Origin of the sequence: Campylobacter gracilis (genome assembly GCF_018374135.1) — a bacterium.
In the GTDB taxonomy this organism is placed as follows: domain Bacteria; phylum Campylobacterota; class Campylobacteria; order Campylobacterales; family Campylobacteraceae; genus Campylobacter_B; species Campylobacter_B gracilis_A.
Genome location: NZ_JAHAFS010000020.1, coordinates 20568 through 30730, shown reverse-complemented (window position 1 = coordinate 30730; position 10163 = coordinate 20568). Strand labels below are relative to the sequence as shown.

The window sequence follows — 10163 nt, the reverse complement described above, 5'->3', positions numbered from 1 at the left end:
ATATAAAAATCATATCAGACATTTTACTGAGCATGCTTTAGAGGATATTAGAGAATTGGAATTTAAGTATTCCAATAATGGCGTTATGCCGTATCCATTTTAGGAGGTAAATAATGAAATTTAGCTATTACGCCGATCTGTATCTCAAATTTGGTAAAAAAGAGTGGAAAAATTCGACTTTCGTTAAGAACGCGGGTATCGTGGCAAATCGCTTACGCTTTTTTGAGAATATGGAAATTTCGGATATAAAGCCCTCTGTGATTCGAGCTTGGCTTGAAGGAATATCCGATGTTTGCAATAAGAGCAAAAAACACTATCTTTCTGCGCTAAGTCAGATTATCAAGATTGCTATAGAGGATGAGGAAATTTCTAAAAATCCGCTCGTTCACATAAAGAAAATGCAGCATATAACGCCTCGTATTGAGCCTTTCACAAATGAGGAAGTGCTAAAAATCCTGGAAGCTTCCAAAAAATACAATGAGAATTTTAGGATTTTTCTAAAGGTCGGTTTCTTTACCGGGCTTCGCACGGGTGAGATTTTGGCTTTGAAAATTTCCGATATAGACCTGCAAAATCGTATCATCTCGGTAAATTCTACCCGCTCAAGGTTTGGCGAAAGCACTCCTAAAACTTATCTAAGCATTCGTAAAGTGCCTATTTTAAATACTCTTTATGATCCTTTGAAAGAATTTATTCGTTATTCTTTAACCAATAAGTATTTGCTAGAGACCCAATACCATAAGCCTTATAAAGATACCAGCGTTTTTACCTATGATTATTGGAAGCCTATTTTAAGGGAGTTAAATTTAAAATATCGTCGTCTTTACAATATGCGCCATACATACGCTACGAATATGCTTTATCAAAATTTCGTTTCGCCTGTCGAGCTTGCAAAGCTTTTAGGGCATTCCACTCCAAAAATGGTTTATGACGTTTACGTCAATTACCTTAATTCAAACTTAAAAGATTTCGATCGAAATATACAGATTTATTGATTTTTCCCGGGAAGCCTAGTGTTAGGGTCGCCAAACTTTCTAAAAAAGTGCTTCAAATATCGCTAAAATGGGGTTTCTGGCGGACAGAGAGGGATTTGAACCCTCGAGCCTCGGTTAGAAGCTGCACCCTTAGCAGGGGTGTGGTTTCGGCCACTCACCCATCTGTCCACAAAAAGAAATTGCATTATACATAACTAATCTAATAATGGGCTTAAATTAGCTCAGCCCGCAGAATTTATCGCCGCGCGGATATTTGAGCTGGCGGCACAAAGAGCTATAACGAGTCAAAACACTCGGCGTAGATAATTTATACTTGCTTATATAGCTTCTGCGAAACTTAAAACTTACACGAGCTTTTAAAGCATATGCGAGCTAAAATTTTGCGTCCATGCGCTCTGCGTCCCAGTGGAATTTTAAAATTTTAAATTTTTCTAGGGCGCGAATTTTAAAATCCGGCTTACAAACAAAATTTCAAAACCCCGTGCAAGTGCAAAATTTTAGGATTTAGGGTTTTACGATCTGCGTAATTCTGAAATTTTAAGCATAGTTAAGCTTTAAAATTTTGAAAATTTAAAAGCTTAAAAATTTCAATAATTTTGGTTGTGAGGATTTTGAAATTTGGAATTTTTTAAAATTCCAAATTTTAAGATTGAAGACACTTTAAGATTACGCAAAGATAAAAGCCTTAAAAATTCTAAGAATTCCAAAGGCTAGAAATTCTAAAATTTCAATATCAATCGGATTCTAAAACCCCGTTAGCTAAAGCGTTTTAAATTCCAAAAATTTCAAATATGCGCGATTTATTCACCTAGCGCTTTGTCGATGAGCTTTACGTCTTCGCTTGCGCTGCCGTCGATGACTAGGGCTTGATCGCCGCCACTTACAGCGCTTTTTCCGTTAAATTTCGCGCCTACTTCGATGCCGAAGCTTTGCGATAGCACGTCGCCTACGAGCACGCCGCCGCCTAGCAGCTCGACGAGCTCGGCTTCGATATTACCGAAAAATTTGCCGCTGATTACGATATGTTTGGCTCTAATCGAGCCGCGCGCGGTACCGTTTTTACCGATAACGACGGTGTTATCGGATATCACGTCGCCTTCGACATTGCCATCGATATGCAAAATGCACGACAGGTGCAGCTCTCCTTTGATGAGCGTGCCTGACGAGATTATTGTTGTTTGAGCGGTGTTTGCATCGCCTTTATTAAAGATTGCCATGGGACATCTTCCTCCTTAGTAAAAATTTCTTTGTAATTTTTTTCGTTCCAGTTGATGAAATTTAGCGGATCTAGCGGCAGCTGCAAAAACCTAATCTCGTAGTGCAGATGAGGTCCGGTGCTAAGTCCAGTGTTGCCGCTAAAAGCGATAAGATCGCCTTTGTTTACAAACTCGCCTACTTTGCGAGTTAAATTTGAATCCAAATGCGCATATCGTGTCGTAAAGCCGTAATTATGGCGAATCTCGACTAGATTGCCATAGCCAGTAGCACCCGCGCCACTGTATTGGATGATACCGTCTGCAGGCGCGTAGATAGGCGTTTTAGGCGGCGTACGTAGATCAACGCCTGGGTGAAACTGCTTGCGTTTTAAGATAGGATGGTTGCGCCAGCCGAATTTCTCGCTAAGCTGATGAGTGTGCATGACCCTGCCGTTTGGGATCTGCATAAAAATTTCTTTTATCAGCGCGTCGGAGAATTTTTCGTTGATGATCTTTTGCGCGCGCTCTTTTATCTCTTGTTCGGAAGTGGGCTTGATGTGAGATAAGCGGTCGATCGCGCGCTCATCCTCCTCAGGATCGAGCCCAAACTGATGCTCCAAATCCGAAATTTTACCCTCGATGGCTTCAAATTCCATCTGACTTGCCGCGATACCGTCGCGAAGTTTTTGATTTAGCTCGTTAAGCTCGGTTTTGGTTCGCGAAAGGCTGTCGATTTTAGAACCCAGGTACCTGATATATAGCGCACCCGTGACGAAAACGGTAAAAACAAATAGTACCAAATATAACGCGATCTTTTTGATGATTTGCGAGAGCAAAAAATTCCTAGAGCCGTTAAGGTCGGTTATGGTTATCATAAATTTGTTTTTCATAATGCGGCATTATAATGCAGCATAGCTGAAATTTCAAAAAAGTTGTAGATAAATTTAAAAGCCATTTAATTTCAAAATTTCACTAAAAGATAAAATTTATTACTTAGTATAATTATAATTTAAGCAAATCTTGCTATAATTACAGCAATTTTAAATAAAGGAGACACAATGTCAAAAACAGTAAAACAACTAAACAAACTTCAGGCGGACGCTCATGCGTTCTTTGTTGCATTCCACGATTATCACTGGAATGTTAAGGGCTTACAATTCGCGCAGGTTCACGCTTACACCGAGAAAGCATACGACGAGATGGGCGAGCTCTTCGACGATATGGCTGAGCGCGCACTTCAAATAGGTGGCAAGGCCGTAACTAAGGCTAAGGACCTAATTGAGCTTTCAAAAGACGCTCCGATTAGCGTAAAAGATAGCTATAGTGTATCTGAGGTACTTGAGGATGTTAAAAAAGCCTATGAGTATTTGGTAAAAGAATTTAAAAAGCTTCAAGAAGTAGCCGAAGAAGAGGGCGACGATACGACTTCAAATATCGCACAAGATCACTATGGCGATTATGAAAAACGCCTATGGATGCTAAGCTCAATGCTAAGCAAATAATCCTCGCAAATCCTTTCAAAATTTTTTAGGGGCATATGCCCCTAAAATACATTAAAGTTAATATTGAAATTTCAAAAAATTTTAAAATTCTAAGATTATAATTTCACGCTAAAATTTTAAATTATGCTTGAAAACTGAAGCTAAATCGCTCATTCAAAGCAAAATTCATGTAGGTTTTAAATTTCATATCGTTGAAATCTAACTCATTTGCCATGTAAAAACATAACTCTTTTTGTAAAGCTCGGTTTCATTTAAAATTTTGCTGCGTCGTTAAAATTTCCTTGCCGATTTCAAATTTCGTAGCCGTAAAAATTCTAAAAGCCAAGGCTTTGTAGCTAAAAAACAGCATTTGCTAAGAGCTCGCTTGTGATGAAATTTTATATTGCTTTTTAGCGTCTGTCGATAAATTTTTAGCTTGCAGTTTTACTATTTTGATTATTTTTAAAATCACGGTGCTTATAAATAAAGCAAAATTTTGAAAATTTCAAAGAATTTTGCAAATTCCGTAAAATTTTATAATTTCACGGAATTTTGATTTTAATAGAATTTGGTTCGAGCCTTAAAAATTCTCTTCGGTATTGCGGTCGCTTACGCGGTCCCATGGTAGTTTTATTCCGCCTAGGATATGAAAGTGCAGATGCATCACCTCTTGACCTCCGTTTTCGCCGCAGTTGCAAACAAGACGGTATCCGCTCTTATCAAGCCCCATTTTGCGAGTTACTTCTTGGATAAAAGCGCTCATTTTGCTCATCACTTCAGGTGGCGTTACTTGGAAGTTTTCGTAGCATTTCTTAGGGATCGCCAGGATATGGATCGGCGCTTTTGGATTGATGTCGTGGAATGCCAAAAATTCATCGTTCTCTAACACTTTGTTGCACGGGATTTCGCCGTTTACAATCTTTTCGAATACGTTCATTTTAGATCCTTTTATGAGGGTTGAAATTTAGCTGCAATTATAGCCAAAAAATCCAAACACGCAAATTTACCTAGCTTTTATCAAATTTTAACTACAATCGCGCCATTAAATTTAACCACAAGGATAGAATTTGCAAGAGATTAAAGCAAAAATCGACGCTGCGGCAAGCCTTGGCGAGCTGGAAGCCGTGCGCTTGGAGCTTTTCGGCAAAAAAGGCATCATAACGGCGCTTTTTTCCGAGCTCAAATCCGCAGCGCCCGAGCAGAAAAAAGAGCTTGCCGTAAGCGCGAATGAAAAGCGCGATTATTTCAGCGAGCTCATCGCCGCAAAAAAGGCGAGCCTGGAAGAGGCGGAGCAAAAAGAGGCTATGAAAAATGAAGCGAGCGACGTCACGCTTTTTAACGAAAACGTAAGCTGCGGCGCGCTGCATCCGGTGATGGAGACGATGGATAAGATCATTGACTACTTCATCGCGCAAAATTTCAGCGTCGAAAGCGGCCCGCTCATCGAGGATGACTTCCATAATTTCGAAGCGTTAAATTTACCCAAATACCACCCTGCGCGCGACATGCAAGATACGTTTTATCTAAATGACGGGCGGCTGCTGCGCACGCACACCAGCGGCGTTCAGATCCGCACGATGGAGAAATTTAAAGCTCCGCCGGTGCGTATGATCGCCCCGGGCGCGGTCTTTCGCCGCGATATGGATCTAACCCACACGCCGATGTTTCATCAGGTGGAAGGTCTCGTAGTTGAGCAGGGCGATCGGGTGAGCTTTGCGAATTTAAAATACGTTTTAGAGGAATTTTTGCGCTATATGTTTGGAGACGTGAAAGTGCGCTTCCGCCCGAGCTTCTTTCCGTTTACGGAGCCTAGCACCGAGGTCGATATCAGCTGTATTTTCTGCCACGGCGAGGGATGCCGCGTCTGTAAGCAGACAGGCTGGCTCGAGGTGCTAGGCAGCGGCGTGGTCGATCCTAACGTCTTTAAGGCGGTGGGCTGGAAAAATGTCAGCGGATACGCATTCGGGCTCGGCGTTGAGAGATTTGCGATGCTGCTACATGGTATCCCCGATCTGCGCTCGCTATTTGAAGGCGATATTAGATTATTGGAGCAGTTTAAATGATAATAACGAGAAATTGGTTGCAGGAGTGGATCGACATAAGCGAAATTTCAAGCGAAAGGCTACTTTCTACGCTAAATTCCATCGGTCTGGAGGTTGACGCTCACGATAAAATTTCACTTCCTAAAGGCGTCGTAGTAGGACTCGTAAAAAGCAAGCGTCGTCACGAGAATTCCGATCATCTAAACGTTTGCGAGGTTGATGTCGGTAAGCAGAGCCTGCAGATCGTCTGCGGCGCGAAAAATGTCGAGGCGGGGCAATACGTCGCAGTTAGCCTGATCGGCACCGTGCTGCCTAGTGGCCTTGAGATAAAGCCTGCTAAACTTCGCGGTGTGGAGAGCTTTGGCATGATCTGTTCGGCAACCGAGCTTGGACTTGCTAAGACGAATGACGGCATTATGGTGCTTGATAGCAGCATCGGCGAGCTTGTGCTAGGTAAAGAGCTGCGCGAGTATGAAATTTTTAACGACGATCTTATCGAGATCGAGCTTACCGCTAATCGCGGCGACTGCCTTAGCATCTTAGGCATAGCGCGCGATCTAGGCGCAGCGCTTGATCTGCCGCTAAAGGAAAAACACGAGTTTGAAGATGCCGACGGAGCGCCTGGTATCGGTAGAATTTTAAGCGTGCGTGCAAGCGATGAGGTAAGCGCTAAATTTGCCTTTCGGGCTTACGAGATCAAAGGCGAGCTGAAGTTAAATTTAAAGCAGACCTTGCGTCTTGCAAGCGTTGGTATTTTGCAAAGCTGCGCGGTGCAAAATTTCATCAACTACGCTACTCATTCTACCGGAGTGTTGCTGCGAGCTTATGATTTTGAAAAGATCGCTTCCGCAGATGGCAAGGTAGCGCTTGACATAAAGCCTATGCCAAACGGCGAGTTCGGCGTTTATGCGGGCAAGAGACTGCTTAGCGTAGCAGGGATTTGCCAAGACGCAGAGCTAAAGGCGTGTTGCAGTAGCAAAGTGGTGCTATTAGAGGCAAACTACACCGCGCCACTAATTATCGCCAGAGCAGTAAACGAAAACAAAAGCCTAAAAGGCGACGAGCACGTGTACCGCTCAAGTAGAGGCAGCGAGCCAAAGCTTAGGCTAGGGCTAGATCTGCTATTTAGATTGTTACTTAAAAATAAAGCCGTTAGCCTATATGCGGGCACACAAAAGATTTCAAATGCTTTGGAGCCGCTTATCGTGGGCTTTAGCGAAAAAGAGATAAACTCAATGATCGGTGCGCAAATTCCGCGCGATAAGATCGTTAAAATTTTAAAAAGACTGGGCTTTGATGTGGGCGTCGAAGCCGATCTAATCACTGCCAAGGTGCCGCCTTTCCGCCACGATATCGTAAATTCTCACGACGTGTGCGAGGAGATCGTGCGTATCGTGGGCATCGACAATATCGCCGCCGCGCCGCTAAGTTTCTATGAAAAAAACCGCCTAAACGATACCTACGTAAATTTGCAAAACGGGCGCAAGCTTCGCAGCAAGGCGGCAGCAGTAGGATTTTTCGAGTGCGTACATTATGTATTTGACGATAGCAAGGCGCTAGAAAGCTTAGGCTTTGCGCCGTGCAAGGTTAAAATTTTAAATCCGATCAACGGCGAGCTAGACGCGCTAAGACCGACGCTCATTAATCATCTGCTGGAGTCTGCTGAGCGAAATTTAAAGAATTCCCGCAGAAGCGTCAAGCTTTTTGAGCTAGCAGAGGTGTTTGATGCGGACGGCTCGCAGAGCCTAAGACTGGGCTTTATCGCTAGCGGACTAAAAGCCGAGTCCTCTATAGCGGCCGGTGCAAAACCCGCTGCGGTCGATTTTTTGTATTTTGCAAATTTAATCCAAAGCGTCATCGGTAAATTTAAGGTCAGGTTGCCCGGCGAAAATTTGAAATTTTTAAGCGAATTCGAGCAAGCTCAGATCGAGCAGGGCGGGCAGATAGTGGGCTTTATCGGGCGCGTGGATTACGCCGTAGAAGCAGGGCGCGATCTGGATAAAAGCTATCTGTGCGAGATCGATTTTTCTAAGCTTAAATTTGAAAATATCGTAGCGGACGCTTATTCGAAGTTCCCTAGCGTATCGCGCGATCTAAGCATTTTGGTGCCGAGCGGAATGCGCTTCGAGCAGATCAAAGAGTGTATAGACGCCCTTAAAATCGAGGCGCTAAAGGAGCTTATCCCGAGCGATCTTTACAGCGACGAAAGCCTGGGCGATTCAAAGAGCCTGACGATCAGACTTGTATTTCAAGACCTTCAAAAAACGCTGTGCGACGAGGAAGTCGCGGGCTTTACCGATAAAATTTTAGCCGCGCTTAGCAGCGAGCTGGGACTTGGGCTGCGATGAGAATTTTTGCGCAAGCAAGCCCTTTGCGGGCAGAGATTTCAAATATCGCCGCGGACAAATCAATCTCGCACCGTGCGGCGATTTTTTCGCTGCTAGCGGAGGGGACGAGTAAAATTTCAAACTATCTAGCCGCCGAGGATACGCTAAATACGCTAAAAATCGTGGAGCTTTTGGGCGCTAGCGTACAGCGCGTAGGGGGCGAAATTCTAATCACTCCGCCGGAGGTTATCAAAGAGCCGAACGTTCCGCTTGATTGCGGCAACTCGGGCACTGCTATGCGGCTATTTATGGGCTTTTTGGCGGGACGCGAGGGCTTTTTCGTGCTGTGCGGTGATCGGTATCTAAGTGAGCGCCCGATGAGGCGCGTTGCGGATCCGCTTTGCAAGGTGGGCGCTAAAATTTACGGACGAGCAGGCGGCGAAAAGGCGCCTATTGCAGTGCTCGGGCAAAAGCTCGGGTATTTTGAATACGCGAGTAAAATTGCGTCCGCACAGGTAAAGACCGCTCTTATTTTAGCGGCCTTGCGCGGCAGCGGGTGCAGGTTTAGCGAGCCCGAGCTTAGCCGCGATCATAGCGAGCGGATGCTGAAAGCTATGGGCGCGCAAATTTCGCAAAACGGCCTTTCGATCGAAGTCGCGCCGCTTAGCTCGCCGCTTAAACCGCTTGAAATTTTTATCCCAAACGACCCCAGCTCGGCGTTTTTCTTCGCCGTCGCCGCAGCGATAACCCCCGGCTCGCGCATCGTGCTAAAAAATATGCTGCTAAATAAAACCCGCATAGAGGCGTATGAAATTTTAAAACGTATGGGCGCCGAGGTAAAATTTCACAAAACGAGCGAAATTTATGAGCAGATCGGCGATATAGAGGTCGCTTACGCGCCGCTTCACGCCGTGGAAGTGAGCGAAAACATCTCCTGGCTGATAGACGAAGCGCCTGCGCTTGCGATCGCGTTTGCTTGCGCGCAGGGAAGTAGCGTGCTTAGAAATGCCGCCGAGCTGCGCGTGAAGGAGTGCGACCGCATAAAGGTAACCTGCGAAGGGCTTCGTACCTGCGGTATTAAGGCGCGCGAGCTGCAGGACGGCTGGCAGATCGAAGGCGGCGAGGCGAACGCGGCGATCATCACGCCGTGCGGCGATCACCGTATCGCGATGAGTTTTGCGATTTTAGGCTTAAGATCGGGGATGATCATCGAGGATAGCGATTGTATCGAGACGTCGTTTCCGAACTTCGCCGAAATTTTAAAACAGATCGGAGCCTGCGTTGAAGATTGAGATGGCTAAAAGCTACGGCTTTTGCTTCGGCGTCAAGCGCGCGATCAAGATCGCAGAAAGCGCCGGCGAGGCCGCTACGATTGGTGAGCTCATACATAACGCCGAAGAGATTAACCGTTTAAAACAAAATTTCGGCGTCAAAACCTTACAGGGCGTTAGCGAGATCAAGGACGAGCAAAAGCTCATCATCCGCACCCACGGCATCCAAAAGGACGATTTGCAAAGATTAAAGGCGCAAAATAAAGAGCTCATCGACGCTACCTGCCCCTTCGTGACTAAGCCGCAGCAGATCGTAGAAAAGATGAGCGCGGAAGGCTATGATATCGTGATCTTCGGCGATACAAATCATCCCGAGGTAAAGGGCGTGAAATCATACGCGAAATCACGCGTATTCGTGATCATGGATACGAAGGAACTGCAAGACGTCAAGCTCGGACCTCGCGTCGCGCTCGTTTCGCAGACTACGAAAAAGATAGAAAGCTTTACCAAAATCGCGGATTTTTTGATGCAGCGCGCGAGGGAGCTGAGAATTTTTAATACGATTTGCAATGCGACGCTGGAAAATCAAGAGGCCGTAAAAAGCCTGTCGCAAAAGGCCGATGTGATGATAATCGTAGGCGGAAAAAATTCCTCCAACACCAAGCAGCTTTTTTTAATTTCGCAAAATTTTTGCAAAGACAGCTACCTTATAGAAAACGAAAGCGAGCTTGAGTGCTCGTGGTTTGAAAACAAAAGCCTCTGCGGCATCTCCGCAGGAGCTAGCACGCCCGATTGGATCATCAAAAAAGTAGTAGCGCGAATCGAAAATTTAACACAGAATTTATAAGCCC

Annotated in this window: 9 protein-coding genes and 1 tRNA gene; 6 read left to right on the top strand and 4 right to left on the bottom strand. The window is 45.0% G+C overall.

All coding sequences use genetic code 11. From position 1 onward, the window contains the following. Window positions 1–113 precede the first annotated feature (113 nt). On the top strand, window positions 114–995 hold the full coding sequence (locus tag KH703_RS09110) for a tyrosine-type recombinase/integrase (protein ID WP_304295549.1): 882 nt from the start codon (window positions 114–116) through the stop codon (window positions 993–995). 77 nt (window positions 996–1072) lie between these two features. Here KH703_RS09110 and KH703_RS09105 read toward each other — a convergent pair. From KH703_RS09105 to KH703_RS09095, 3 genes are all read right to left on the bottom strand, one after another. Next, window positions 1073–1163: transfer RNA gene (locus KH703_RS09105), tRNA-Ser, on the bottom strand. 632 nt (window positions 1164–1795) lie between these two features. Beyond that, window positions 1796–2212 (bottom strand): polymer-forming cytoskeletal protein, encoded by a 417-nt coding sequence (locus KH703_RS09100; RefSeq protein ID WP_005873147.1) that lies wholly within the window; start codon window positions 2210–2212, stop codon window positions 1796–1798. Further along, a complete protein-coding gene (locus KH703_RS09095) occupies window positions 2164–3084 on the bottom strand; it encodes a M23 family metallopeptidase (protein WP_369692731.1) in 921 nt (306 codons plus the stop codon). The genes KH703_RS09100 and KH703_RS09095 overlap by 49 nt, the downstream gene beginning before the upstream one ends. Before the next feature lie 165 nt (window positions 3085–3249). On the opposite strand from KH703_RS09095, the gene KH703_RS09090 reads away from it, so the two are divergent. Next, entirely contained in the window at window positions 3250–3693 is a 444-nt protein-coding gene (locus KH703_RS09090) for a DNA starvation/stationary phase protection protein (protein ID WP_005873145.1), read from the top strand. A 559-nt stretch (window positions 3694–4252) separates the two neighbouring features. Here the strand turns inward: KH703_RS09090 and KH703_RS09085 are convergent. Further along, on the bottom strand, window positions 4253–4609 hold the full coding sequence (locus KH703_RS09085; protein ID WP_297941615.1) for a histidine triad nucleotide-binding protein: 357 nt from the start codon (window positions 4607–4609) through the stop codon (window positions 4253–4255). 130 nt (window positions 4610–4739) lie between these two features. Between KH703_RS09085 and pheS the strand changes: the two genes are divergently transcribed. From pheS to KH703_RS09065, 4 genes are read left to right on the top strand one after another with little or no spacing between them, the layout of a single operon-like run. Further along, complete coding sequence (pheS, locus tag KH703_RS09080; protein WP_304295547.1) at window positions 4740–5735, top strand: phenylalanine--tRNA ligase subunit alpha; 996 nt, start codon at window positions 4740–4742, stop codon at window positions 5733–5735. Next, entirely contained in the window at window positions 5732–8062 is a 2331-nt protein-coding gene (pheT, locus tag KH703_RS09075; protein ID WP_304295546.1) for a phenylalanine--tRNA ligase subunit beta, read from the top strand. Before pheS ends, pheT begins: the two co-directional genes overlap by 4 nt. Continuing rightward, window positions 8059–9333, top strand: a complete 1275-nt coding sequence (gene aroA / locus KH703_RS09070; protein ID WP_304295545.1) for a 3-phosphoshikimate 1-carboxyvinyltransferase — start codon at window positions 8059–8061, stop codon at window positions 9331–9333. The genes pheT and aroA overlap by 4 nt, the downstream gene beginning before the upstream one ends. After that, on the top strand, window positions 9323–10159 hold the full coding sequence (locus KH703_RS09065) for a 4-hydroxy-3-methylbut-2-enyl diphosphate reductase (protein WP_304295544.1): 837 nt from the start codon (window positions 9323–9325) through the stop codon (window positions 10157–10159). The genes aroA and KH703_RS09065 overlap by 11 nt, the downstream gene beginning before the upstream one ends. Window positions 10160–10163 lie beyond the last annotated feature (4 nt).

Excerpts from the sequence above, each read along its gene's own strand:
- KH703_RS09100 (WP_005873147.1), bottom strand. The coding sequence starts at position 2,212 with ATGGCAATCTTTAATAAAGGCGATGCAAACACCGCTCAAACAACAATA.
- KH703_RS09085 (WP_297941615.1), bottom strand. The coding sequence starts at position 4,609 with ATGAACGTATTCGAAAAGATTGTAAACGGCGAAATCCCGTGCAACAAA.
- pheT (WP_304295546.1), top strand. The coding sequence starts at position 5,732 with ATGATAATAACGAGAAATTGGTTGCAGGAGTGGATCGACATAAGCGAA.
- KH703_RS09110 (WP_304295549.1), top strand. The coding sequence starts at position 114 with ATGAAATTTAGCTATTACGCCGATCTGTATCTCAAATTTGGTAAAAAA.
- KH703_RS09090 (WP_005873145.1), top strand. The coding sequence starts at position 3,250 with ATGTCAAAAACAGTAAAACAACTAAACAAACTTCAGGCGGACGCTCAT.
- aroA (WP_304295545.1), top strand. The coding sequence starts at position 8,059 with ATGAGAATTTTTGCGCAAGCAAGCCCTTTGCGGGCAGAGATTTCAAAT.